The organism is Hyphomicrobium denitrificans 1NES1, assembly GCF_000230975.2.
Taxonomy (GTDB): Bacteria; Pseudomonadota; Alphaproteobacteria; order Rhizobiales; family Hyphomicrobiaceae; genus Hyphomicrobium_B; species Hyphomicrobium_B denitrificans_A.
Window position 1 is genome coordinate 1,458,194 of record NC_021172.1, and the last position, 25,663, is coordinate 1,483,856.

The 25,663-nt window shown below is 59.3% G+C and carries 22 protein-coding genes; 13 read left to right on the forward strand and 9 right to left on the reverse strand.

Annotated features, from left to right (window positions below):
- Nucleotides 1-32 precede the first annotated feature (32 nt).
- The 4 genes from HYPDE_RS06875 to HYPDE_RS06890 all read right to left on the reverse strand — a co-directional run bounded on the left by HYPDE_RS06875 (nt 33) and on the right by HYPDE_RS06890 (nt 3,998).
- Nucleotides 33-620, reverse strand: coding sequence for an HdeD family acid-resistance protein (locus HYPDE_RS06875; protein ID WP_015597686.1), 588 nt, complete (start codon nt 618-620; stop codon nt 33-35).
- A gap of 233 nt (nt 621-853) precedes the next feature.
- Nucleotides 854-1,597 carry a hypothetical protein gene (locus HYPDE_RS06880; RefSeq protein ID WP_015597687.1) on the reverse strand — a complete coding sequence of 248 codons (744 nt, stop codon included), beginning with the start codon at nt 1,595-1,597 and terminating at the stop codon, nt 854-856.
- A 224-nt stretch (nt 1,598-1,821) separates the two neighbouring features.
- Nucleotides 1,822-2,106: a GlsB/YeaQ/YmgE family stress response membrane protein gene (locus HYPDE_RS06885; protein ID WP_015597688.1), complete on the reverse strand. Its 285-nt coding sequence runs from the start codon at nt 2,104-2,106 to the stop codon at nt 1,822-1,824.
- Between the two features lie 155 nt (nt 2,107-2,261).
- Nucleotides 2,262-3,998: a cytochrome c biogenesis protein DipZ gene (locus tag HYPDE_RS06890; RefSeq protein WP_015597689.1), complete on the reverse strand. Its 1,737-nt coding sequence runs from the start codon at nt 3,996-3,998 to the stop codon at nt 2,262-2,264.
- Between the two features lie 380 nt (nt 3,999-4,378).
- Between HYPDE_RS06890 and HYPDE_RS06895 the strand changes: the two genes are divergently transcribed.
- Nucleotides 4,379-5,161, forward strand: coding sequence for a DUF1194 domain-containing protein (locus HYPDE_RS06895; RefSeq protein ID WP_015597690.1), 783 nt, complete (start codon nt 4,379-4,381; stop codon nt 5,159-5,161).
- A 409-nt stretch (nt 5,162-5,570) separates the two neighbouring features.
- Here HYPDE_RS06895 and HYPDE_RS06905 read toward each other — a convergent pair whose 3' ends face one another.
- The 4 genes from HYPDE_RS06905 to HYPDE_RS06920 are packed head-to-tail and all read right to left on the reverse strand — an operon-like array spanning nt 5,571 to nt 10,253.
- Nucleotides 5,571-6,383 (reverse strand): formylmethanofuran dehydrogenase subunit C, encoded by an 813-nt coding sequence (locus HYPDE_RS06905; RefSeq protein ID WP_015597692.1) that lies wholly within the window; start codon nt 6,381-6,383, stop codon nt 5,571-5,573.
- Nucleotides 6,383-7,285: a formylmethanofuran--tetrahydromethanopterin N-formyltransferase gene (gene fhcD, locus HYPDE_RS06910; protein ID WP_015597693.1), complete on the reverse strand. Its 903-nt coding sequence runs from the start codon at nt 7,283-7,285 to the stop codon at nt 6,383-6,385. Before fhcD ends, HYPDE_RS06905 begins: the two co-directional genes overlap by 1 nt.
- Nucleotides 7,282-8,946 (reverse strand): formylmethanofuran dehydrogenase subunit A, encoded by a 1,665-nt coding sequence (locus HYPDE_RS06915; protein ID WP_015597694.1) that lies wholly within the window; start codon nt 8,944-8,946, stop codon nt 7,282-7,284. The genes fhcD and HYPDE_RS06915 overlap by 4 nt, the downstream gene beginning before the upstream one ends.
- 20 nt (nt 8,947-8,966) lie before the next feature.
- Nucleotides 8,967-10,253, reverse strand: coding sequence for a formylmethanofuran dehydrogenase subunit B (locus HYPDE_RS06920; RefSeq protein ID WP_015597695.1), 1,287 nt, complete (start codon nt 10,251-10,253; stop codon nt 8,967-8,969).
- Between the two features lie 225 nt (nt 10,254-10,478).
- On the opposite strand from HYPDE_RS06920, the gene HYPDE_RS06930 reads away from it, so the two are divergent.
- The 4 genes from HYPDE_RS06930 to HYPDE_RS06945 all read left to right on the forward strand — a co-directional run bounded on the left by HYPDE_RS06930 (nt 10,479) and on the right by HYPDE_RS06945 (nt 13,211).
- Nucleotides 10,479-11,033 carry an SRPBCC family protein gene (locus HYPDE_RS06930; protein WP_015597697.1) on the forward strand — a complete coding sequence of 185 codons (555 nt, stop codon included), beginning with the start codon at nt 10,479-10,481 and terminating at the stop codon, nt 11,031-11,033.
- Nucleotides 11,033-11,983, forward strand: a complete 951-nt coding sequence (locus HYPDE_RS06935; protein ID WP_015597698.1) for a beta-propeller fold lactonase family protein — start codon at nt 11,033-11,035, stop codon at nt 11,981-11,983. Before HYPDE_RS06930 ends, HYPDE_RS06935 begins: the two co-directional genes overlap by 1 nt.
- Before the next feature lie 182 nt (nt 11,984-12,165).
- Nucleotides 12,166-12,849: a hypothetical protein gene (locus HYPDE_RS06940; protein ID WP_015597699.1), complete on the forward strand. Its 684-nt coding sequence runs from the start codon at nt 12,166-12,168 to the stop codon at nt 12,847-12,849.
- The gene (locus HYPDE_RS06945) at nt 12,846-13,211 is read left to right on the forward strand and encodes a hypothetical protein (protein ID WP_015597700.1); all 366 of its coding nucleotides are present in this window, start codon (nt 12,846-12,848) and stop codon (nt 13,209-13,211) included. Before HYPDE_RS06940 ends, HYPDE_RS06945 begins: the two co-directional genes overlap by 4 nt.
- A gap of 73 nt (nt 13,212-13,284) precedes the next feature.
- On the opposite strand, the gene HYPDE_RS06950 is transcribed toward HYPDE_RS06945, so the two are convergent.
- Nucleotides 13,285-14,253: a quinoprotein relay system zinc metallohydrolase 2 gene (locus HYPDE_RS06950; protein ID WP_015597701.1), complete on the reverse strand. Its 969-nt coding sequence runs from the start codon at nt 14,251-14,253 to the stop codon at nt 13,285-13,287.
- 449 nt (nt 14,254-14,702) lie between these two features.
- Here HYPDE_RS06950 and HYPDE_RS06955 point away from each other — a divergent pair, with 449 nt between their 5' ends.
- The 8 genes from HYPDE_RS06955 to HYPDE_RS06995 all read left to right on the forward strand — a co-directional run bounded on the left by HYPDE_RS06955 (nt 14,703) and on the right by HYPDE_RS06995 (nt 25,650).
- Nucleotides 14,703-16,529, forward strand: coding sequence for a methanol/ethanol family PQQ-dependent dehydrogenase (locus tag HYPDE_RS06955; protein WP_015597702.1), 1,827 nt, complete (start codon nt 14,703-14,705; stop codon nt 16,527-16,529).
- Nucleotides 16,530-16,820: 291 nt separating this feature from the next.
- Nucleotides 16,821-17,405: a c-type cytochrome, methanol metabolism-related gene (locus HYPDE_RS06965; protein WP_015597704.1), complete on the forward strand. Its 585-nt coding sequence runs from the start codon at nt 16,821-16,823 to the stop codon at nt 17,403-17,405.
- Between the two features lie 176 nt (nt 17,406-17,581).
- Complete coding sequence (locus HYPDE_RS06970) at nt 17,582-18,544, forward strand: substrate-binding domain-containing protein (protein ID WP_041320972.1); 963 nt, start codon at nt 17,582-17,584, stop codon at nt 18,542-18,544.
- Between the two features lie 115 nt (nt 18,545-18,659).
- Nucleotides 18,660-19,298 (forward strand): PQQ-dependent catabolism-associated CXXCW motif protein, encoded by a 639-nt coding sequence (locus HYPDE_RS06975; RefSeq protein ID WP_244437795.1) that lies wholly within the window; start codon nt 18,660-18,662, stop codon nt 19,296-19,298.
- A 260-nt stretch (nt 19,299-19,558) separates the two neighbouring features.
- Nucleotides 19,559-21,397, forward strand: a complete 1,839-nt coding sequence (locus HYPDE_RS06980) for a monovalent cation:proton antiporter-2 (CPA2) family protein (RefSeq protein ID WP_015597707.1) — start codon at nt 19,559-19,561, stop codon at nt 21,395-21,397.
- Nucleotides 21,398-21,552: 155 nt separating this feature from the next.
- Nucleotides 21,553-23,556 (forward strand): transketolase, encoded by a 2,004-nt coding sequence (gene tkt / locus HYPDE_RS06985; RefSeq protein ID WP_015597708.1) that lies wholly within the window; start codon nt 21,553-21,555, stop codon nt 23,554-23,556.
- Nucleotides 23,557-23,612: 56 nt separating this feature from the next.
- Nucleotides 23,613-24,809 (forward strand): phosphoglycerate kinase, encoded by a 1,197-nt coding sequence (locus HYPDE_RS06990; RefSeq protein WP_015597709.1) that lies wholly within the window; start codon nt 23,613-23,615, stop codon nt 24,807-24,809.
- Between the two features lie 43 nt (nt 24,810-24,852).
- Nucleotides 24,853-25,650, forward strand: coding sequence for a cytochrome c biogenesis CcdA family protein (locus HYPDE_RS06995; RefSeq protein ID WP_041320120.1), 798 nt, complete (start codon nt 24,853-24,855; stop codon nt 25,648-25,650).
- Nucleotides 25,651-25,663 lie beyond the last annotated feature (13 nt).

Here is a 25,663-nt window from a genome sequence, read left to right on the forward strand (position 1 = left end):
CGCAGTTTGGCCTGGGTTCAGTCTTGCACCATTCAGATCTTGACTTCGGCGTGCTTGCGCAGGCGCAACGCGAAACCGACAAGCAGGAAGCCATAGATCAGCGCAAACATGCCAATGGTAAAGGCGAGGCCAAGTGCGCCGGCGCCAGGGAACATTAGGATCAGGACTCCGAACAGCACCGAGACTACACCGCTGGCGATCAGAAGCCATTCGTCGTCGATTTCCTTGCGCAGGCGGATCGCACCGACAATTTCGAACACGCCCGCCGCGATCGCCCATCCGGCAATGAAGTACAACAGGACGAGTCCGGTGATGCCGGGCCAAGCCAACGTCACGGCACCTGTCAAGATGCCAAGCACGCCGACCAGTGCGAGCCACCAGCGCGGAGCCGGTGTGTCGCCCATGATCGCGGCGCCGATTGCAAGCCCGCCGTCGAACAGCGCGAAGACACCGTAGAGAATGACCAGAGTGAAAAGCGACAGGCCTGGCCAGATGATCGTCAGCAGGCCAAAGATGATGGCGCAGATTCCGCGCAACAGGATGAGCAACCAGTTGCGCGCCAATCCATCGAGCATGGGCCGCATGAGAACAGTGCCGGGGGGATAGCTTCGTGCTGTCATATCAACCTCTCTGGAGCTAGAGCTTGGAAGCGGCAAAGCACCGGCCGGTAAAGGGCCGAACGGCAAATTTAGTCTCTATACGGACCGCGATATAGTCAATCGAAGAGACGGATGGACTGCGGCAGCAGTGGGCTTTGGTAAATGAGAAATGGAAATTCGAGTTCAAAATTCAATGAGATATAGTATTTCCATGTGACCGGAAGCGGGAGGTCATCGTCGCCGCCTCCCGCAATTCATTCACCGGCAAGACGTTTGCTTCGCTTTGCATTCCGCGATTTTTCTTTTTTTGCCGCGACCTTCGCCTTCGATTTTTTGTGACCGCTCGGAGTTTCGGCTTTGGATTTCTTTGCCGTTTTTTTCTTGTGAGCAGACGTGCGGTGTTGCGCGTGAGGTTCGTCGATTTTCGCAGAAGCGGACTCGGCTGCTGACGACCGGGCACGCTTGTCAGGATCTCGAGGCTTCGGCATTTCTTCAGCCGCAGCTTCTTCGATGAATTTCGGTTGACGCTGTTTCAGGGCTGCGAAGGTCTGCTCGTTGAGCGTCAGCTTTTCAGTTTTTTGAGAAACCTCGGTCTCTCGTACAGGCTTTTTCTCCTTGCGCGAACGAGCGTCTGTGGCTTGCGGCGCGTCATCCGCTTTCGCGACGGCTGTCCGCTTCTGTTTCTGTTCTTCGCCCTTTTGTTTTACCGGAGGCGATTGCTTGGCTGGGTTCTTTGCAGCAAGGATTTCCTGCTTTGTCTTCTCGACCTCGGCCTTGGAAACCTCGCCGTCTGCAATCAATGCATTGAGGCAAGACTTCGAGAGCTTCGGGCCCGCTCGTCTCATGCAGACGCGCAGCTCCTTCGATCCAACCTGGAATTGGCTGCAGTAGGCGTAATAATCGCTGGCGCAGTTCATCTGCGTCAGGAACCCGACGGCTGATGCACCGGAGACAGACAGCAGGAAAGCTGCCGTTGCTAAAAGGAGTGTTCTAGTCATGGCTCAGAGCTATCTGTAATACGCAGCACCTCACATAGTTCCAGATGCGCCCCTTGAGGCCGTGTCATATGCGCGTTGCCCGTTCAGGTCTACTGAATAAGGCCGCGAAGTTTTTATGGTGAAGAAACCAATCGCCTGAATGCCCCGGATTTGGCGGCAGTCAGAGGGCAACAATTTGATGTGTATTGCGTTCAATGCTTCCGGCTCCGATGGGCAGGATGCAACTATCGGACCGCCGAGCGCTGGTAATACCAGATCGCCGCCAGCACGATCAGCGAGCCGATGACTGCGGCAATGATGTCGCGCAGCGAGATCGCGTATTTATCGAGATCGGGAAAGAGGCCGAAGAGACGGAATAAAAAGCCGCCAACCAGCGCGCCAGCCAATCCGAGCCTTAGATTTTTTGCGCGCCCAAATCCTTCTTTGCTCCAGGTGCTGAGCGATCCCGCCAAAGCGCCGCCGATGAGACCGACGACAATCCAGACGATGAACTGGTCGAGTGTCGGCATGCTGCGACCTCCTGCAAGAGAAGAAACTTACACCGGTTTCCGATTCCGGCATAGGCCGCGGCGCACGAACTCGCCCGACCTCGGTTAATGAGACCGTGACTTCGCCTTTTGAGTACTTCCGCTATGGCGTCAGGAACGATCGGGTGTCGCCGCCTCTAGCCGAACGTAAAGGCGTAAGCTTTGACGCCCGGATCGAGAAATTCGATCGCAAATGTCCGATCCCTAATATCGCCGCTCTGCCGGACCAATTGATAGAGTCTCTCTCCTGTAACTGTTCCAAGTCCGTCCGCGGCAACGTCCGAACCGTGATTGTCGCCGGGTTCCTTGCCGTCGATCGTCACGCGAAAGCGTATGGCTTTTTGGTCGGCTCCTGGCCCGAGAACGAGGTGCAGATCGCGTGCATGAAAGCGGTAGACGATACTGCCGCGCTCAGAATTAAGGACCGCGTGTTCGGGGCCAACCGTCCAATTTCCAGCCAGAGCCCACTGGTTGAGCATTTTCGGTTCGCCCCTGTAGTCGTGTGCGACGTCACGCGCAGCACCGCCGGACGATACGAAATTCGCGGCGCGCGCATAGCCGATGTAGGTTTCGGGAGACTCGACATTGGCGAACACGGAGGCCGCCTCTGAGCCCGACGCGGAAACCGTCACCATCTCGTCGGCGACGTTGGTTCTCCCGGCTTCGGCTAGAAGCTTTTGAATGACGCGCTCTGAGCCTGCGTAATCGCCTTCGCCGAAATGGTGATGACGGATGTTGCCATGTGCATCGATAAAGTAATGCGCTGGCCAGTACTGGTTCTTGAAGGCACGCCAGATCGCGAAGTTGTTGTCGATGGCAACGGGGTAATCGATCTTGAGATCGGAAACGGCCTTCCGGACATTCGCGACGTTTTTCTCGAATGCGAATTCGGGAGAATGCACGCCGATGACGACAAGGCCCTGGTCTTTATATTTTTCGGCCCAGGCGCGGACGTAAGGGATGCTTCTCAGGCAGTTGATGCAGGAATAGGTCCAGAAGTCGATGAGCACCACTTTGCCCTTCAGAGCATCGGGCGTAAGCGGCTTGGAGTTGAGCCATTCGACGGCTCCCGAAAGAGCGGGTGCGCGACCTTCAACAGGCAATGCTTCTGCGACAGCGGTGTTTTCGCGTTGATCATTTGCGGTGGGATTCGAATGCGCCAGATCGACGAGCCGCTGTTCCAACGGCGCTGTGCTTGCAAGCGACAGTCGTGTCAGCAGGCCCGTGTCGGCGCCGAGGCCGATTGCGGCAACGGCAACCAGAACCGCAACGCCCAGGCCACGGCGAAGCCACTCGCCTGCCCCGAGCGACTGCTTCATCGCATTGAAGATGCGGCCGCCGGCCAATAACGCCAGCGCCAGCGACGTTGCGGCACCGGCTGCGTACGCCACGAGGAGCAAGGTTGTGCGTGCGCTCGCACCTTCAAGAGCGGCACCTGTCAAGATCAATCCTAGAACCGGTCCCGCGCAAGGTGCCCATAGAAGTCCCGTTGCGACACCCAGCAAGAGCGACGACCAGACGAACGATCGCGTCTCATCCGTCTCGACTCTTTGTACGAGACGATTGCCGAGCGCGACGACGGGGCGTGACAGCTGCTCCGACAACTCGGGAAAGATCAGCGTCAAACCGAAGAGCGCCATCACGAAGAGAGCAATGATGCGCCCGTAATCGTTCGCGGCAACAGCCCAGCCTCCGCCAATTGCTGCAAGCGTTGCAACGAGTGCGAAGGTTGTCGCCATGCCAAGGAGAATGAGTAACCCGCTTTTCAGAAAAGGCTGGTCGGCGCGCGAAAAGACGAACGGCAGAACAGGCAGAATGCAAGGGCTGACGATCGTGAGAATTCCGCCGAGGTAGGCGAGCAGAATAAGGAGCATGCTGGTTACACCATATTTGCAAACGCCGAAGGTCGGTCTTGGCGAGCGCAAACATCTACGCGACGGAGCGTGGCGATGTTACCGTCTTGCGGGCAGAATGCTCAATCTCTTGGAATGCGAAGGGATCTTGAAATCGCAGACCTTACGAATTTGATCGCTGGCGTTGGGGCGCCGATGGGCTGAGGTGCTTTGAAGACAATCCGAGCGAACGCTCTCACGGCAAACCCTCAATGATTTGTCGGGCGTCGCCCCGAAACTGACGGTCTAGGCCAGTCGGCCATTGCCGATGGCCACCTTCGGTGCTTGGCGGGCAAAACGCTGTTTGCTAGGCTCTCTAAATCTGCCTTAGCCCAAAAAGTAGAAACGACATTCCAGGCGTCATGAAACATCTCAAATCGGCGCTTGGCGCAATGCTCGCGATCGGATCCATGTTGCTTTTTGCATCGACGGCTGCGGCAAATGATTTGGCCCCTGTCGATACCGCACTGATCGTGTCGGTCGACGTTTCGAATTCCGTGGATGAGGCGCGCTATAAATTACAGATGGAGGGGATCGCCAAGGCGCTCGAAGATCCTGGCGTGATCGAGGCCATCACCGGCGGCTCCAGCGGCGGCATCCTCTTCTCGATGGTAACGTGGGCGGACAAGCCGGCACTCGTCATTCCGTGGATCCGCATCGCGAACAAGACGGATGCATTGGCAGCAGCACAGCGAGTCCGCAAATTACCGCATCAGGGAGGCGAGTTCACATGCATGACCCGGATGCTGCGATCGACGAACGATAAGATCGTGCCGCAAATCCCCGCTAAAGCTGCGCGCGTGGTAATCGACGTTTCGGGCGACGGCCCCGACAATTGCAACGCCGATGAACCGATCGAGAAGGTCCGTGACGAACTCGTGGCCAACGGCGTGACGATCAACGGTCTGCCAATTTTGCTCGACACGCCGGAGGCCGGTGCGCTGCTGCCGAAGGCCGTGCCGGGGGGCAAGCCGCCGCTCGAGCAATGGTACCGTCAGCACGTCATGGCGGGGCCCGGGAGCTTCGTTCTTCCTGCTCTCGGTTATTCGGATTTCGAGCGAGCCATTCGCCAGAAATTCGTTATCGAAATGAGCGGCATCGTTCCGCCCCCGGACATGACGGCTATCGCAAGCGCCGCCCGATGAGCCTAAGCCCTCGTTAAAAACAGCAGGGCATTCACAGGCTAAATGTCGTTTTCGCTCGAGGGAGCACAGCGCCAGCGTTTGATCTGCCAGCCGGGATGCTCTTCACTCCATTGTGCGAAATATGGAGGCGCGTCTGTCATGCAATGCGTCGTATCGATACCTTCATTGATGGGTATCTTGTAATCCTTGCAGACGGCGGGTTGGTTTGCCAGGCAGGCAGAGAGGACTATTGCGAGCATTATCGGTTTGAGCCCTTCGGACGGAGCGATGGATCACGAAAAAACCGCCGCTCCACTCCTGATCACCCGCTCGCAGGAACGGGCGCTAGAACTCGCGCCGGTATTCGCAAGACTACTACGTCAACGGCCGGGGAGGATATTACGAGCCCGTCGAGCGCGATCCGCCGCACTCACCCTGCAGGCAGTAGAATTTCACCGCGTCCGATGTTGGCCATGTCGCCGCCAATCTTACGGACAAACAACGGCATAGGCTTCGGTGCGAGGTCGCCGAGTGCGCCCTTAAGATATCGCGACATGACTCGCACGATCACGAGATCGTGTTTACCGCAATCGACGAACGTCGGCAGCAAGCTCTCGACGCTCGGCCCAATGAGCGTGCCGCGGCGCATCATGAAGCCGGGGAGAGGTCCGATACCGCCTTCGGCCCAGATCGTACCGCCGATCATGCGCGTGCCTGCGCCTTCGCCGGTTTTGCCTTTCACGATGATCGTGCCGCGGCGCATCTTCTCGCCGGAGCGGGCGCCAATGTTCCCCCCGATCACCGCGGTACCGCCCAGCATTCCGAAGCGGTCGCCCGGAATAAATCCGCCAACATTGTCGCCGGCATTGCCCGAGACGTGGATGAAACCGCCGGTCGACCCGGACGCGAGAAAGTTTCCAGCGTTGCCTCGTATCTCAAGCTTTCCGCCCGACATCTTGCGGCCGACGTAAGAACCTACATCGCCGACCACGTGGATGGAGCCGCTGTCGAGGCCGCCACCGACAAAGTCGACATTGGGACCGGAGCCTTCGATGGTCAACGTTTCACCAGGGCTGCCACTGATCTCGAAGGCATCGCCAAGCGCCAAGCCGCCCTTATCGATGCCGACGTTGATCCGGCCGATTTCGTGGGACGGCAGAGCCGCAAGCTTTGCGGGCGTGATGCCGTCGAGATTGATCCGTTCGGTCGCGGGCGCCCTGAGGCGGAGCGTAAGGCCGCTCATCAGATCAATTCCTTCAGATGATAATGATGCTGTCCAAGCTTGCCGCCGTAGTTGCCGGCGGTGATGCGGGTGACGCCGCGTTTGGCGCCCGTGTCAGTCACCGCCTTCAGGCCGGCGCGCATCGCATCGGCAACGGCTTTCGAGGTCAGTCCGTCGATGACGATTTCGAGGACGGCGAGTGTGTCGGGACCGAGCTCGCTTTTGACGGTACCGCGAAGCGTCGGGCAGAATGCATGGTTGGTCGATGCAAACATGCCGGAGTACTTCGCTCCGACCTTACTGCCCGACCTTACGATGCCGCCGGGAAACGGCGTGATGACATCGTCAACCTTGGCGATTGCGTCGACAGCAGCTTCCGCTGTTTCGAGCAGCCCCGCGCGATCGCATCCAAGAATCAGCATGTTGCCGCCGCCGACGGCTTCGGTCGTGACGCCGGTTTCTTCCTCGATGACGAACTCGCCGTCCATGACGGGTACGCGCCAGTAGCGGCTCTGCCCGAGCTTTTTCGCCGTCTGGTAGCCGTCGCCGAAATACCGCGGCGCCTTGCCGAGGCCGAGCGATTGCGACGCCTGAAGGCCCGCGTAGCAAGCCGACCCGGGGCTCGTCAGCACGCACTGTCCGATGCGGTTGCGGATCTGCGGAACGAGCGCGTCCGGCGAAAACCCGAATATCAGGATGCGGACGCCCGGACGTCCGTCCGGCGTTTCCTCGGGGCTCAGTTCCTTGTCGATGCCGCACTCGGCGCCGCAGCCGATGACCGAAGTGCCGAAGCCGGTTGCGACCGTTGCAGCGATACGCGCCCACTTGAGGGAGTCGGCGGTGATGATGATGCCGGTACCCGACATGCCGAAGGCTTCGGCGAAGGTATCGTCAATCTCGACGCCGTTGACCGTCATGCTCATGCTACGCGCGCCTTTGTCGGTTGAATGATAAGGGAGCCGCGGCCATTGTCTGTGATCTCTTCATCCGACAGGCGGAAGTTTTCCATTCGCACGGTGTTGTAATCATCGAAATACGGCTTCAACTTCTTTTCGATCGTGCGGTCGTAGGACGGTCGTGCGACGTGAGTCGAGCCGTTCACGACCTTGACGATCTTGCCGTTGCGAACGATCAGCTCGCCGTTCTTGAACAGCATCTCGGGCGTCGCGAACATCGCTTCGCGGTCTGGATTGTCGTCGTAGACGGTGATGTCGGCACAGGCGCCCACTCCGAGGTGTCCGCGATCTGCGAGGCCAAGGCTTCGCGCTGGACCTGCGCGGGTCATGATCGCGATCTCGTAGAGCGTGTACTCGCGGTCGAGGGTCGCGAGTGTCGAATATTTCAGGGCGTCCTGATTGATCGTTCGCATGACTTCCTGACGGAAGGTCTTATCCATCAGAAGACGGATCAAATGCGGATAGCAGGTGAACGGACCGCCGTTCGGATGGTCGGTCGTCAGGAAGAGGCGCCAGGGATCGTTGATAAGTAGGAACAACTCGAGGCCGATTGCCCACTGCAGCGCATTGACGAAGCTCTTGTCGCGATACTTGAATGGAACGACGCCGCAGCCTGCGTCGCACTCGATATCCATCACGACCCACTTCTTCGGGAAGGCCGAGCGCGTGTTGACGAACTGGCGCATCGAGTCGCCGGAAGCCGTGCACGTCTGGCCGAACATCACCTGCCCAACATCGCATGAAATGTTCTTGTTCGCATTGATCGCCTCGGCGACGCTTGCGGCAGCGGAAGAAAACTTCATGTCGCCTTCAGTGCCGTAGCTATGGAACTGAATGTGCGTCAGGTGAATAGGCAACCCCTCGGCGCCCTTGATCGTCGCCAGCGTCGTCTCGACGCCGCCCGGTACGCCGAGATTGCAGCCGTGAATGTGGATGGGGTGCACGACGCCCAATTCTTTGAGGCCGCGCGCAAGCGTAACGATGATGTCGCGTGGGGTAACGCCGTAGTAAGTATGCTTCTCGTCGAGATCGAGTTTGCGCTGGTTGAACTTGAAAGCGCTGATGCCACCCGGATTGACGATCTTAACCGCGATCGCCTGCGTCGCGTGCATCGTCCAGGCGATATAGTCCTTAATGGCCGAGAAGTCGGCCTTGGCTGCGAGCTGGCGCAGGAAGAAATCATCCGACCCGAGCATCGCAAAGGCGCCCTTGTCGATGATGGCGGTGTCGGCCAACTCCATATGCGCCTGACGCGCATTCGAAGGAAGCATCGCGGGCTCGAAAGCCGCGGTATAGCCCATCTCCGCGTAGCGGTAGCCGGCCGCCATCGTCGAGGGGATTGCATGGCCGACGCCGGCACGCGTGATGTCGGTTCGCGCAAACTCCTGGCCGATATGATCCTCTGGAAGCATCATGCGCGCGATCGTCATCTTGCCGCCGCCGATGTGGGAGTGCGGATCGATGCCGCCAGCCATAATGACTCGGCCGTGAACCGGGTATTCGTGGTCGACCTTGGCATTCGGAGGCGGCGAGATAATGCGGCCGTTCTCGATAAAGATATCGCGGACTTCGCCATCGACGCCGTTTGCAGGATCGTAGATGCGGCCGCCTGTGAGCTTGATGAGCATTCTTTATCTCGAGTGTTGACCTAAAGGGCGGCTTCGATAGAGGCAAGGACATCGGCGGCCGACGGAAGCTTGGAGTGGCGCAGCTTGCGTAACGGAAGCGAAACGACGTTGTCGACGCGGATGATACGGCCGACGTGATCGATGCCGGGCGTTCCGACGGGGATGAAGACTTTCGGTTTCCGACTGAGCTTCAGCCCCGGCGTTCCGAGGACGACAGTGGGAACATCCGTATCCGGCGGAACGAGATCGTCTCCGAACGAAGCCAGCCACACCAGAAGATCGCCTTCCTTTGCGGCGAGCATGCGCGCCGCATCGTAGCGTTCGATATCATATTCAGGTTTGCCGTTTGCGAACGAAACCCGGAGCGGATAGCCCGATTGCCACGCGCAGACCGAGGCCGCCGAGGGCTGACCCTCATTGCCGCCAAGAGGAAGCCCCGCGGAGCGCGACGTCGCGTTGCTTTCTTTGATGAATTCACAGATCGCTTGAACCGTGAGATCGCCACCCGCAAAATCGAAGCTCGCAGGATTCCACACGACTACGCTGTAGGCTGCAGCCTTGTAGCGCGCGAGGAGGTCTTCGATGGTCGCACGGGGGACCCCACCGATCGTGTCATCGGATATCGACGCGCCCTTTTGCATCGCGCGCATAGCGTCGAGGATTTCTCCAATGCGATCGATCTTGCACGGTATCGTGAGAACGTCCGCGATGCGCGGACCCTTGACCGCCGATTGGTCCAGCCCTTCGCCAAGAAATATCACCGTCCGCTTCGGTGGATTATCCGAAAACATCGACGCTTCATTGCAGACGATGCGTTCGAAGAAACGTGGATTGCTCTGATTGAGGTCGCACCCGGCGATGACGAACAGGTCGGCACGATTACGAGCTTCCGTAAGCGACGTCGTCAACCATCCGCTCGACTGCATGACCCGGACATTGCGATATATGAGTGCGCTCAAGGCGTGATCGACAATGCCACCGCCGCGTTCGGCGAGGGACATGACCGCGCGCATGCCTTCGACGCCTGTTGCCAGTCCGCCAAAGACCGGCAAACGGCTTTCGCGGATCAGCTTGGCGGCTGCTGCGACAGCTTCTTCGAGAGAAACGTTTTTGCCGTCGAATTGAGGGCTCGGCTCGACCAGAGGTCGCTCGAAGCCTGCAATTGATCTGGCGCAGCCATTCTTGAAAACCTTCAAGCCGCCACTGCCGGATGGGCCGACCTCGAGATCGTCACAAACTATGCCGCAGAAGGGGCAGGCCACGTTCTCGTAATGATTTGCGCCGTTCCTCGACTTTTCGGATTCCAATCCAGCACCTCTTAGAGCCAAGGAAGCTACCCGGCGAGATTCGACAATCGTATGAGGCGGGAGGTAAACCAACTCTGGCCCTGGCGGTCAAGCGTGGTAAGGGGCTGAAGTATGGTGCGACACAATTTGCCGTCTCCGGCAAAGTCCGACGCGCCTAATGTCCCGCGCTCGGCCGAAAGGCCCCCACATTGGACTCCCACAACCTGAAGCTTCCGGAGGAAATGCATGTTGAAACGCTTGGCGATTGCCGCCGCCATCCTGGGTTCGTTCCCGATCATGGCATGGGCTCATGGTCCTTCGCGCCAGAAAGTCACCGAATCCGTTGAGATCAACGCACCTGCCGATAAGGTCTGGGCTGTGGTCGGCAACTTCCAGGACCTGAGCTGGGTACCGGCCGTCGCCAAGACGGAAGGAACCGGAGACAACAAGCCGGCCAGCGGCTCGAATAACGATGGCGCCAAGCGCACCATTACGCTGAAGAGCGGCGGCGTCATCGAGGAGATGCTCGACGAGTACGACGCCAAGGAAATGACCTACAGCTACGAGATCACCAAAGTCGACGTGAAGGTCCTGCCGGTCAACGATTATTCGTCCCACATTACCGTGACTGCGAACGGCGCGGATAAATCGACCCTGGAATGGAAGGGTGCCTTTTATCGCGGCTTCATGAACAACGACCCGCCGCCGGAGCTCAACGACGAAGCTTCGAAGAAGGCCGTCACAGACCTCTACAAAAGCACGCTTGAAGCCGTGAAAGCCAAGATCGAAGGCGGCAAATAGTGCGAGCCTTCGTTCGCGTCAGCGCGGTGGTTGCGGTTCTCGCTTTCGGCGGACTGCAATCAGCCGCGATGGCGGGCGAAGCCCTAACGACCAACCAGCCGGCTGACACTCTCTCCTTTGTCGATCTCTCGGCGATGAAGGAAGTCGCGACCGTCAAGATCGGCGGCAAGCCGGCCGGCATTGCACTTTCGCCCGACAAGACGAAGGCCTACATCACGTCGCCCGACAGCAAGGAGCTTGTCGAGGTCGATGCGGTGTCGCGCGCGGTCACGCGCCGAGTGACACTGGGCGGCGGCCCGCTGGGGATTGCCGCGCACCCCAAATTACCCGAGATCTACGTCGCGGACTGGTATTCTCACAAGATCCTCGTCATTAACGCAAAAACGCTTGCTGTCGTCTGTGCAATCTCGGTCGGTCAGTCGCCGTCGGGCCTTGCCGTGACCCCGGACGGGCGGCTCTTGCTCTCGGCAGATCGGGACAGCGATGCCGTTTCGATCGTCGATATCGCACGTCGCGAGCGCATCGCATCGGTCCCGACGGGCAAGCGTCCGTTCGGCATCACGATCGATAACAATGGGGAGAGGGCCTATACCGCGAATGTGAAGAGCAACGATGTGACCGTGATCGACATCGCCTCCCGAAGCGTTCTCGGAAGTGTCCCGACCGGTCGGCGTCCCTATGCCGTCGCATTGGCAAACGGGCTCGGCTTCTCGACTGACCAATACGGCGGCAGCATTACCGTCTTCGATCTCGCAAAGCTCGTGCCTACCGAAACAATCAAGGCCTGCGATCATCCTGAAGGCATAGAGGCCGACCCATCAGGCCATGATGTTTATGTCGCGTGCTGGGGGGACAATGTGCTCCTCCGGCTTGATCCCCGAACCCTCAAGGTTACCGGCAAGGCAGACGTGGGGGACGGGCCTCGTGCCTTCGGAAAGTTCCTTCGCTAGCGCGAGGTTACGGGGTTTTAAGTTCCGCGGCAGGAATTCTTCCGGCATCTTGCTGCCAAAGTTGTCAACCCGGCTCGGCGGCCGCGGTTACCGGATATTCGGATAGTGTCTGGTCAATCCGTAGAGCTGCCGTTAAAGAGCCGGAAAAATAAGCAAATCCGACGACGACCTGGAGGACTCCCTTGAAATTGAAATTTCCCTTCGCTGCCCTGGCCGCGCTCGCGTTGCTCGCCCCTACTGCGGCAGGCGCCTCGGACATGCCGAAACCCACCGATATCCTCTTCAACAGTCCGCATATTGCATCCGTCGCTGCAGGCACGGTGCTCGATTACAAATTCGTTCGCAAACCTTCGAATGAGAAGCTGCTCGGGACCGGCTTTGCGGACGACATGACGGTAACGGTCGAGAGCGATGCAACCCCCGGCAAGAAGAACGTCTTGGTTCAGATTTATACGGGCGAGCGGGCGCGGGAGCCGCAGCGTATTACGGGTATGGACGGCAATCCGATGTTGATCGTCTGTCTTGACAATGCAGTTGCGCACTTCCGGCAACTGGCGGGTGGCGACAGCGCATACCTCAAGAATACGTTCAGCCGCTACCTCGCGAACGATGCATCGATTGCCCCGGTGAAGATCTTGTACAAGGGCCAGGAAGTCGACGGCTTCCAGATCACCGCGACGCCCTACGCGAACGATAAGGATAAATCGAAGATGGGCGGCTTCGAGAACGCCACCTTCAAGATCGCGCTCTCGAGCAAGATTCCAGGCTATTTGGCACAGATGGTTTCTGACTTTACGAACACCGACAAGGCGGCGCCGACGCTCGTCGAAACGACGACGCTCAATGGTGTGGGAGAAGTGAAATGACAAAACGTTTCGGACGCAGGACGCTCTTTGCATTTGCTTTGGCTGCCGGCTCGACGTGTGCCGGCGTTGCAATCGCCCAGGAGCTGCCTGCGAACGACTATCCGACCGTTGCGCGCGCCGATTACGTCTATGCTTGCATGGCCGTGAACGGGCAGACACGCGACGTACTCGAAAAGTGTTCCTGCTCGATCGATGAAATTGCAAACATCTTGCCCTATTCGGAATATGAGGAAGCTGAGACCTTGATCTCGGTCGGCCTCAAAGGCGGCGAGAACGTCGCCTGGACGAAGATTCCGCAGATGCAGGAAAAGGTCAAAAACATGAGGCGCGCGCAGGTCGAGGGCGAGTTGCGCTGCTTCTGATGTTGGCGCCTTTTATGTTTGCGTCCGGCGACTCCGCTTTCGCGGAGCCGGCCGCCGGACGCGAAGGCCTTCGTCATTCCCATTCGAGCTCGGTGAATGCAGCGGTGACGTTCATTCCGTTGTGCTCGTCAAAAAGTTGCCAATTGCCCCGCTCCGATTGCCCCGCGGTTGCGACGGCTTTTTCCAGCGTATCGCCGTTCTTGATCATCGCTCGAACATCGCGCGCGATCGTTTCGAGGTAACGCTGTTCGGGAAGAATCGCGTCGGGCCAAGGCATTGATTTCGGTCCGTGACCGGGAATCGCGCGCGCTGCTTTTTCCTTCATGAGCTCGGGTATGAGCTTCAGCCAACCGACGATCGAGCCATCGAGCGTGGGGATGTGACCCGAAAACAAGAGGTCGCCAAGAAGGAACGTCTCGGTCGGGTAGTCGAAGATCGTCAGGTCGTTGTCGGTGTGGGCTGTCGGGTGCGCCTTCAGCGTCAGGCTGCGTCCTCCGAGATCGAGATCCAGCGTATTGGTGACCAGCTTCGTTGGCATAACGATCTTCGTGCCGGCAAAACCGCTCTCTCCAAGCCTGTCCCGCGCATTCCGAAGATAACTGTCGGCACGTGCCGCCAGCGCTGCCGGAAGTTTGTGGTGGCCGACGAATTCGGCTCCGAGCCTTTCGAATGCTGCGTTTCCGAGCACGTGGTCCGGATGCATATGCGTGTTGATGACATAACGGATCGGCTTGTCGGTGATCTTGGCTATGGCGTCACGAAGCGCCCTGCCGACGGCGTAGGAGCCGCCGGTGTCGACGATAGCAGCGGAGCCGCTCCCAACGATGACGCAGGCGTTGGATATATCGCCGTGGTTCTCCGCGTTAACCAGTGCATACGCGCCGACATGGACGAAGATGCCCGGAGCAACCTCCAGAAGACCGATCTCTTTGGCTTCGGCGAGAGGAATGCGCGGTAACAATGGCAAAAGCGCTGCCAGGGCACCGCCGCGTAGGAATTCTTTGCGCGAAGGCCGCGCGCGAGAGTGGGAATTTTCGCTCATCGCAATATTCTCAAATTAAGCCGAAAACCGGCAGCCTTGCAAAGCCGGCTTTCCGCTCGCGGCAGATCACGAACGCGCGATTTTCCGTGAGCAAGTTGCAAAATATTCACGCCCGCGAAGAACTAGACGTGCACCGCAGCATTTATGGTGCGATGCGAATAACCCCTTTGTTTTGGGAGGTTTTTTTGGTCAGAGGGGTTGTCCTAATTTGCCACATGGGCGAGGTGGTCGCACTTCGTGTTGCGGACCCATGGAAAAAGTGTCTACATGCCCTCCGTTCACGGGGACCTACCGGTTCTACACGGCTCCGTGAAGATACCCTCTGGAGGCGAGATTAAGACGGGAAAAAATCCCGCAAAATCCTCGGCTTCGGCGGTGGAAAAAGTCGGAAGGTCCTCGGGTTCAACTTGCAAGCGTGGCAAGATTTTTCTCAAAATGGAGGAAGCGCAATGCGCAAAAGTGCATTCGCATGCGGTTTGCTGGCGACAGTCGCGTTTTCGGGGGCCGCCTGGGCCAACGAATCCGTGATCAAAGCGTCCAGCGATCCGAATAACTGGGCGATCCAGTCCGGCGACTATGCCGGGACCCGTTACTCGACACTCGACCAGATCACGACCGAAAACGTCGGCCAGCTCAAAGTGGCCTGGACGTTCTCGACCGGCGTTCTTCGCGGTCACGAAGGTGGTCCGCTCGTCGTCGGCGATACGATGTGGCTCCATTCGGCGTTCCCGAACGTCGTGTTCGCCCTGAACCTCGCTGACGAGCAGAAGATCATCTGGAAGTACGAGCCGAAGCAGGACCCGTCGGTTATCCCGGTGATGTGCTGCGATACGGTCAACCGCGGCGTCCAGTACGCTGACGGCAAGATCTTCCTGCACCAGGCCGATACGTCTCTCGTCGCTCTCGACGCGAAGACCGGCAAGGAGCTGTGGAAGGTCGTCGACGGCGACCCGAAGAAGGGCGAAACCGGTACGGGTGCCCCGATCGTCGTTAAGGACAAGGTCATCATCGGCATCTCGGGCGCCGAGTTCGGCGTTCGCTGCCATCTGACCGCTTACGACATCAACAGCGGCAAGAAGGTTTGGCGCGCCTACTCGATGGGCCCGGATTCGGACATTCTCGTCGACCCCGAGAAGACCACGATGCTCGGCAAGCCGGTTGGCAAGAACTCTTCTCTGAAGACCTGGAACGGCGATCAGTGGAAGATCGGTGGCGGTTCGACATGGGGCTACATGGCCTATGATCCGGACCTCAACCTCGTCTATTACGGAACGGGCAACCCGTCGACCTGGAACCCTGCTCAGCGCGCGGGACCGGATGGCAAGCCGATCGATCAGCTCTACTCGATGACGATGTTCGCTCGCGACGCCGACACCGGTGTTGCGAAGTGGGCTTACCAGATGACGCCGTTCGACGAGTGGGACTATGACGGCATCAACGAGCCGATCCTTGCCGAACTCGACTTCAACGGCACGAAGCGCGCGACAGCAACGCACTTCGACCGTAACGGCTTCGGTTACACCTGGGATCGCGCTACGGGCGAGCTTCTCGTCGCTGAGAAGTATGACCCGGCCGTGAACTGGGCAAGCGGCGTCGATATGGACAAGTCCAGCAAGACCTATGGCCGCCCGATCCGTAACCCGAAGATGTCGACATTCGACAACGGTAAGGGTACCGACGTGAACCACAAGGGCATCTGCCCTGCGGCTCTCGGCTCGAAGGACCAGCAGCCGGCTTCGTACTCGAAGCTGACCGGCTTGTTCTATGTCCCGACGAACCACGTGTGCATGGACTACGAACCCTTCAAGGTTTCGTACACGGCTGGTCAGCCTTACGTTGGCGCCACGCTCTCCATGTATCCGGCTCCGGACAGCCATGGCGGTATGGGCAACTTCATCGCCTGGGATGGCGTGAAGGGCAAGATCGTCTGGTCGAAGCCTGAGCAGTTCTCGGTCTGGTCAGGTGCTCTGACGACAGCTGGCGGCGTTGCCTTCTACGGCACGCTCGAAGGCTACTTCAAAGCCGTCGACCAGAAGGATGGCAAGGAGCTCTTCAAGTTCAAGACGCCGTCGGGCATCATCGGCAACGCTATGACTTACTCGCATGGCGGTAAGCAGTACGTTGCGATCTTCTCGGGCGTTGGTGGTTGGGCCGGTATCGGTCTTGCTGCTGGCTTGACGAACCCGACAGATGGTCTGGGTGCTGTTGGCGGCTACGCTGGCCTGAAGCAGTACACCAACCTCGGTGGCTCGCTCACCGTCTTCTCGCTGCCATAGGCGAAGATCACGGATTGGGAGTCGGCGCGGGGAAACCCGCGCCGACTCTTTTGCCGTTTTCGGATGGGTAGAGTTGAAACAGCATCCCCAGAGCTCTGGCCCGATGGCCGAAACTGATCGAGCCGGGGAACTTAGCTAGAAATTTATATGCTCCCTGCGCCGTCATGTACCGGCTTAACAGGTATGTCGGCTCTTGAGCGTAGCGTGTAAGTTGCATACCAAAATACCGAAGGTGGGCCACAACGAACCCGCCCGGCATTTCAGATAGAACACAAAGACAAGAGGAAGCTCGTGGACAAGTTCAGTAAAAAACTTGCGGTCGCAGTCATGTCCTGTGCCGCCGTAGTGACGGCATTCTCCGTGCCCGTGATTGCCGACGATGCAGCGCCTGCCGACATCAAGGATCGCACATCGCCGCCGGATCCGGTATCGGAGCTTGCCAAGCAGCAAGGCTATAAGTTCGAAGACGGTCGCTACCGCAACAAAGACGGCGAGCCGCAGCCGGTCGTCACCAAGGATTACATGGTCGACTGGGGCACGTGGAATGGCTTCCGCCGCTATCACGACGCTTGCCACGTCTGCCATGGTCCGAATGCTTTGGGCAGCACGTTTGCTCCGGCGCTGGCGGACTCGCTGAAGACAATGGACTACAGCACCTTCGTCGCGACCGTATCGGGCGGTAGGAAGACAAACAGGGGCGGCACGATGTTCGTGATGCCGTCGTTCGGCGAAGACCGCAACATTATGTGCTACCTGGACGATATCTATACCTATATCAAGGCGCGCTCTCTCGGCATCATGCCTCCCGGACGCCCTGCGGGGCGCGAAGATATCTCGGATGCGGCGAAAAAGGCCGCGGATGAGTGCACGGGCTGAGGCGGTCTCTTTTCCAACCTCACTAAAGATTGATGCGTCTTGCGCTCTCGGCGTGGCGGAAGGCACCCAATATCTCGTTCGGCAAAGTACTCTGGGGGCAGGTCGTAATCACGGCTTGCCCCCTTACCGTAATGGGATCGAGACAGGCACATCGAAACAAACAAAAAGGTATCGACGTGAGGAAACAAGCTATCGGAAATGTAATCTCGTCTGCGCCGATCCTGGTGCTGACGGTCGCCGGAGTGTTCTCAGGATTGGCGTTCGCGAGCACGGCGAACGCAGCAAGTGTTCCGCGCGCGGATCTCGTCAACCGTCAGGAGCTGCGCGTTTGCGCAGACCCTTCGGACTTGCCGTTCTCAAATCAGAAGGGTGAGGGCTTCGAAAACAAGATTGCGGACATCATCGCCAGCGAGCTGAAGATCCCGGTCAAGTACACGTGGTTCCCGAAATCGATGGGCTTCATCCGCATGACGCTCGGGGCGAAACGATGCGACCTCGTGATCGGCTGGGGTCAGGGCGATGATATCGTCCTCAACACCAATGCCATCTATCGATCGACGTCGGTGCTTCTCTACAAGAAGGGGACAGGCCTCGACGGTGTCGATACGCTTGCCGATCCGCGCCTCAAGGGCAAGAGGATCGGTGTCCAGCAGGGCTCTGCCGGTGGCAATCTCGCTGCCAAGTATGGCTTGATGGGCAATGTCCATGGCTATCCGATGAATGTCGATCGCCGCTTTTCGAATCCGGCCGAAGACATGATCAACGACATCCGGAAAGGCGATGTCGATGCCGGCGTGCTGTGGGGGCCGATCGGAGCCTACTGGGCCTCTCGCGGCGGTGAACCACTCGTCGTTGTCCCGTTGGTGAAAGAGAAGGGAGCCGAAAAGATCGCCTTCCGTATCACGATGGGCGTACGTAACGGCGACGACGCCTGGAAACGGCAGCTGAACGAAATCATTCGCAAGCGCCAAGGCGATATCGACAAGGTGCTGCTCGACTACGGTGTGCCGTTGCTGGTTGACGACGACACGTCGATGGAAATGGTGACGAGGCCGAGGACGACCGCTTCGGCGGAAGGTTCGGCTGACGCTTCCAAGACTGCTGCAACGCCTGCGCAGCCTGCCGCCACGACTCCCTGACGCATAAGGCCGAAGACGGGCGCGCCTTCGAGTGCGCTCGTCGCTGCAGTTTCCGTACTATTTCGACAAATGTCAAAAAGCGCGGGTTAGATGTTCGATGTGGCGGAAGTCGGCGATGGAATCGTCTCTACGGATGAGATTGCGAAGCTTTGCCTCGTTGGTCACAGGCGTAACCTGCACCGTGATCGCTGGCGTCGGCGTGCTCCCATCGGCAAGCGTTGCGGGCGATAACTCCGACGTCGCTATTTCATCGCCCGCGTTTTCCTCGACACAGGTGCCGCCTCCCGAACCCGCCGATTATCGTACAGACAATTATCGAACACCCGTACCGCTCACGCTCAAAGGGGCGACGGTTCTATCGAGTGCAGAGGCGATGAAGCTCTGGGAAACGAAGACCGCCGTTTTTATCGACGTCTATCCGCATCCTCCGAAGCCTCTCAATCTACCGGCGGGGACGCTGTGGCGTGAGACGACGCACCAATCGATCGAAGGCTCCGTCTGGCTTCCGAATGTCGGTTATGGAGTCCTGTCTGTTGCGAACGATACATATTTTCGGCGCAACCTCGATGCGCTGACGGGCGGCGACAAGACAAAAAAGCTCGTCTTCTTTTGCCTCAGAAACTGCTGGATGAGCTGGAACGCAGCGAAGCGGGCCCTGAGCTATGGCTATGCCAATGTCGATTGGTATCGCGATGGAACCGACGGCTGGCAGGAGCAGGGCGGTCTGATCGACGAGGTTCACCCCCTTCGCTGAGCATTCGGCTCCTGCCGGGATTGCGCGTTCCCGAGCAATTCGTTCGCCAGATGGTGACTTGTTTAGCGCCGGAGCTTCCTGACCGAGCGGGTCCTGGCAAAGGCGCAATTCAAGGTTGCTCAAATTTCGAGATTGCCCGAATAAAGTCTGGCTTTTTGCGGCATGGTCCGCGGCCGATTCGTGCGCCGGCCGATCCTGTAGTATTTCGCGTCTGGCGTGTGCATTCCTATATAGCCGACCCATAATGATGAGGAACGTGAGTGACTCTCAACGAACTGGCGATTTTACTTGCCGCTCTGGCGCTCGCTGCGCCCCTGGCGCGCTGGCTCGGAATAGCGGCCGTCCTCGGCTATCTGGTTGCCGGCGTCTTGCTTGGCCCATTCGGCGCCGGCGCGCTCTTTTCGGAGCGGGACGCCGAGCAGGTTCTGCACTTTGCCGAATTCGGCGTTGTGCTGCTGCTGTTCCTTATCGGTTTAGAGTTGAGGCCGAAGCGCTTATGGGCGATGCGGCAAGCGGTGTTCGGCCTCGGTTCGGCACAAGTCGTGCTGACTGCGATCGCGCTCGGCCTCATCGGAATAGTGTTCTTCGATACGCAATGGCAGCCGGCGCTGTTCGCGGGCGCGGCATTGGCTCTGTCGTCGACGGCATTTGCGCTGCAGGTGATGGAGGAGAACGGTGAACTCCAGACGCGACATGGCCGTCTCGGGTTCTCGGTCCTGCTCTTCCAGGATCTCGCCGCGATCCCGTTGATCGCGCTCGCTCCCTATTTTGCCGTGACGGCCACGCATCAGACACCGCACATCGACTATCTGGCTTTCGCGAAAGGACTGGCGACGATCGCGGCCGTCGTCATCGTTGGACGCTACGTGCTTGATTTTTTGCTGCGCATCGTCGCGCTGTCGAAAGTCAAGGAAGCCATGACCGCCGCGGCGTTGCTGACGGTCGTAGGGGTGACGCTGATCATGGAGGCGGTCGGTCTTTCCGCGTCTCTGGGAGCGTTCATTGCCGGCGCGCTGCTGGCAGAAAGCAGCTATCGCCACGAACTCGAGGCGGACATCGCGCCATTTGAAGGATTGCTGCTCGGCATCTTCTTCACCGCGATCGGGATGTCGCTCAACTTGAAGCTGCTGGTATCCGAGCCGGCGCTGATCGCGATACTAACCGCGACTCTGGTCGCGGCGAAGGCTCTTATTCTCTTCGTCCTTGGCCGCTGGCAGGGGCTTGAATCGGGGCCTGCGCGCCGGTTGGCCATTGCGCTTTCTCAAGGCGGAGAATTCGCGTTCGTGCTGCTATCGGTTGGTCGGGCCGCTGGCGTGCTCGGCACGCGGCCTTCCGAAATCCTGGCCGTCGTCGTGACACTGTCGATGGCGATGACGCCGATCCTGCTGATGCTCGAACGGGTGCTTTTCAAGAAGCACGCTCCGCAACGCGCGTTCGAGCCGATCCCCGAGAACGACGGACACGTTGTCATCGCGGGCTTCGGCCGTTTCGGTCAAATCACGGCCCGCGTTTTGCGTGCCAAAGGTATTCCGTTTACCGCGCTCGATATCAGCGCGGAGCAGATCGAGTTCGTCAAGCGCTTCGGTAACAAAGCCTTCTTCGGAGACGTGAGCCGTCCGGAAGTTCTTGAGGCGGCGCAAATCGGAAAGGCGCGCGCATTTGTTTTGGCGATCGACGACGTCGAAGCGTCGATGCGCGCCGCCGAAATCGTCAAGATCCGCTATCCGCATGTGCCGATCTACGCCCGCGCCCGCGACCGTATGCACGCCATGCGGCTGCTCGATCTCGGTGTGACCGCCCTGCGGCGCGAGACGTTCCTGGCATCGCTCGATTTGACGCGCCTTCTTCTGGTGGGGCTCGGTTATTCGCAACGAGTGGCCGAACGTACGGTCAATACCTTCCGGGACCACGACGAGCGGCGCCTGAACGAGGATTACAAACTGACCTCCGACGCCGAAAAGCTTGTCGAACGGGCGCGTTCCTCTCAGGCCATGCTCGAAAAGCTGTTCCGGGAAGACGAGATAGAAGAGGCCAATCTCGCGCAGTCCGAGTCGACGCAGCGCGAGACAAAGTCCAAATCCAGAGCTGGCGCGGCGTGACACTTGGTCATCGATTGGCAAGAGCAGGAAAAGCCGGGGTTTTATCGCCCGCCGAGGGGGTGACTGCGGTAGACGGCCCCCCGTTCGCCCGGTAAATGTCCGTCAAAGTTTCACGACTGTGCACCAGACGCCATTAGACGGGATCGACGGAACAAATGAGCAAAGCCCAAAGCAAGGTGGTGACGTCGCCAGCCCCAAGCGTTCGCGACATGGCCAACGCCATTCGCGCGCTTGCCATGGATGCGGTGCAAGCGGCGAACTCAGGCCACCCAGGAATGCCAATGGGCATGGCCGACGTCGCGACTGTGCTGTTCACAGAGGCACTGAAATTCGATCCTGCGGTTCCTTCGTGGGCTAACCGCGACCGCTTCGTTCTGTCGGCCGGGCACGGCTCGATGCTGCTCTATGCGCTGCTGCATCTTACGGGCTACCCCGGCATGACGATCGATGAGCTGAAAAATTTCCGGCAGTTCGGCTCTAAGACGGCCGGACATCCTGAATATGGTCACGCGCCCGGCATCGAGACGACGACCGGTCCGCTCGGACAGGGGCTGGCGAACGCCGTCGGCATCGCGCTTTCGGAGCGGTTGCTCGCAGCACGTGTCGGCAACGATCTCATCGATTATCATACCTACGTCATCGCCGGTGACGGATGCCTCATGGAAGGCATCAGTCAGGAAGCGATCTCGCTCGCGGGACACCTGAAGCTCGGTAAGCTGATCGTTCTCTGGGACGACAACTCGATTTCGATCGACGGCGCAACGAGCCTGTCCGTTTCCGACAACGAGATCGAACGTTTCACGGCGTCCGGCTGGAATACCGCACGCGTCGACGGCTACGATCCGACGGCGATCGCGGCGGCCATCAAGGCTGCGAAGGCCAATACCTCACGGCCGTGGCTGATCGCGTGCAAGACCGTCATCGGGTACGGTGCGCCCAATAAGGCCGGAAAATCCTCCGCGCACGGAGAACCACTCGGCGCGGAAGAAATCAAGGCAACACGTGAACGGCTCGATTGGCCGTATCAGCCGTTTGACGTCCCGGATCACATTTTATCGGCATGGCGCGCGGTCGGCAGCCGGGGCACGAAAGTTTACGCCGATTGGGCAAAGCGACTTTCGACGGCAAACGCCGAAGCGAAGGCGCTGATCGGCGGCCGCAAGATCGAAACGGCAGTGGCTGCCGCGATCGCGGAGGCCAAGACGGCATTCGCGGCCGACACGGCGAAGCGGGCGACGCGCGTCTGGTCGCAATTGACGCTCGAGCGTCTGGTTCCGGCCCTGCCGGAGCTTATCGGCGGTTCGGCCGATCTAACAGGCTCGAACGGCACGAAGACGAAACATCATGCGTCGGTCACGCCCGAGAATTTTGCAGGCAACTATGTGCACTACGGCGTGCGCGAGCACGGTATGGCGGCTGCCATGAATGGCATCGCGCTGTCGAACTCGTTCATTCCATACGGCGGCACGTTCCTGGTCTTCACCGATTATTGCCGCCCATCGATCCGCTTGTCGGCATTGATGCAGCAGCGTGTCATTTACGTGATGACGCACGATTCGATCGGGCTCGGGGAAGACGGGCCGACGCATCAGCCGGTCGAGCATCTGAGTGCGCTCCGCGCCATTCCGAATGTCTACGTGTTCCGGCCAGCCGACGGCATCGAAACGGCCGAGTGTTGGGAGCTTGCAATCGCTGCCAAAAGAACACCGTCGATCCTGGCGCTCTCGCGGCAGGCGGTTCCGAATCTCCGGAGCGACGGTTCCGAGAACCGAAGTGCGAAGGGCGCCTATCTCATCAAATCCCCCGAGGGCAAGCGTGACGTAACATTGCTCGCAACGGGATCTGAGGTCGGCGTTGCAGTCGAAGCGGCGGCGGAGTTGGCGAAGTCGGGAATCTCAGCTGCTGTGGTCTCGATGCCATCGTTCGAACTTTTCCGCGCGCAGCCTGAAAGCTATCAGAATGACATTCTCGGCGAAGCGCCGCGCATCGCCATCGAAGCAGGCGTCGCCCAATCCTGGTACGAGTGGCTGAGAAAATCCGACAAGTTCGTCGGCATGTCGGGGTTTGGTGCGTCGGCTCCTGCTGGAAAACTCTTCGAGCATTTCGGCATCACGGCGGTACACGTCGCGGATATCGCCCGGCAGGCAGTCGCTTCGTAAGCGGGTTGAGTGAAGCGCGTAACGCCGGCTGATGCTCAAACGTACTGGTGCATGGTATGAATCTGGACAAGCTGAAGACTACGGACGGCATCGACGTCGCAGGTAAGCGCGTGATCGTCCGCGCCGATCTCAACGTGCCGATCAAGAATGGCAAGGTCACGGACGCGACCCGTCTCGAGCGCGTCGTGCCGGGCCTGAAGGCACTGGCCGAGCGCGGTGCGAAAGTTGTCGTTATTTCGCATTTCGGGAGACCGAAAGGGGTTGATCCTGACCTGTCGCTGCGTCCCGTGGCAGCGACGCTGCAGAACCTTCTTGGCCGTCCGGTGAAATTCGGCGAGGACTGCATCGGAGCGCCCGCCGAAGCGGTCGTTCAATCGCTGAAGAACGGCGACGTCGCGGTGCTCGAAAATCTTCGCTTTCACAAGGGCGAAGAAAAGAACGATCCAGAATTTGCGACAGCGCTTGCGAAGCTCGGCGACATCTTCGTTGGAGATGCGTTCTCGTGCGCGCATCGTGCGCATGCTTCGACCGAGGGCATCACACACAACCTGCCATCCTACGCCGGCCCGTTGCTGATGGAAGAGATCAACGCGCTTCGAACGGCGCTCGAAAAGCCGGAACGCCCCACGGCTGCGCTCGTCGGCGGCGCCAAGGTTTCGACGAAGATCCCGGTGCTGACAAACCTTGTCGCCAAGGTCGACAAACTGATCATCGGCGGAGGTATGGCCAACACATTCCTTCAGGCGGCAGGCACGAAGGTCGGCAAATCGCTTGCCGAACCTGAGTTTGCAGGAACGGCGCGCGACATCATGTCGGAAGCCAAAGACAAGGGATGTGACATCATTCTTCCTGTCGATGCAGTCATCGCGCGAGAGTTCAAGGAAGGGGCGGCGAGCGAAGTCGTTCAAATCGACAACGTGCCGTTCGACGCAATGATTTTGGATGTCGGGCCGAAGTCGGTCGCGCATGTCACGGAAGTTCTGGAAAGTGTCAAGACACTGCTCTGGAATGGTCCGATGGGTGCGTTCGAGATTTCGCCATTCGGCGAGGGGACATTCTCGGTTGCGCGCACTGCGGCGGCCCTGACGAAAGCCGGGAAGCTGGTTTCAGTCGCCGGCGGAGGCGACACCGTCGCGGCCTTGAACGCCGCAAACGTTACGGACGACTTCACTTACGTCTCGACAGCCGGCGGCGCTTTCCTCGAATGGCTCGAAGGGCGTGAGCTGCCGGGCGTTGCGGCGCTTGCGCGCTGAGGGGAGTTCATGCGCCGAGGGCGCGCGGAAGTGGATCGATAGAATGCTTGCAGACGCCCATATCTACATCGGGGTCGCCCTCGCCGGGCTCGCGAGCTTCCTGTCTCCCTGCGTGTTGCCTCTCGTGCCGCCGTACCTTGGGTACATTGGCGGCACAACTCTCGACCAACTGACGGGCGAGGATGCCGTCGACCGGCGCGTGTGGGGACGCGTCGTCATATCATCGCTATTTTTCGTTCTGGGTTTTACGACCGTATTCGTGGCGCTCGGTGCGGGAGCAAGCACGATCGGGCAGGTGCTGCTTGCCTATCGCGCCTCGCTCGGGACGATTGCGGGCATCGTCATCGTGCTCTTCGGGCTGCACTTTCTCGGCGTCTTCCGGATTCCGCTGGTTTATAGCGAGGCGCGCTATTCGCACGCGGCGGAAGAAGCAAGCTTCGTCAGTGCCTATATCATGGGCCTCGCGTTTGCGTTCGGATGGACGCCCTGCATCGGCCCTGTGCTTGCGACGGTGTTGACGCTGGCGGCAAGTGAGACCAGCCTCTGGGCTGGGGTGAAACTTCTGTTCGCCTACTCGCTCGGATTGGGCGTGCCCTTCGTCCTCGCGGCAATCGCAATACGGCCGTTCCTCGGGTTCATGAAGCGCTTCAAAAAGCACTTCACGACGCTGGAAAAGCTGATGGGCCTTCTGTTGATCGCAATGGGGCTGCTCTTCATTTTCGGCGCGCAGAACTGGTTCAGCCAATGGATGATCGAAAACTTTCCGGGCTTAACGAAGATTGAATCGCTCGTGACGCCGGCCGATCTTGGAAACCAGATCCTGCAGAAGGGAACGCCCTGACCGCGGAGGAGAT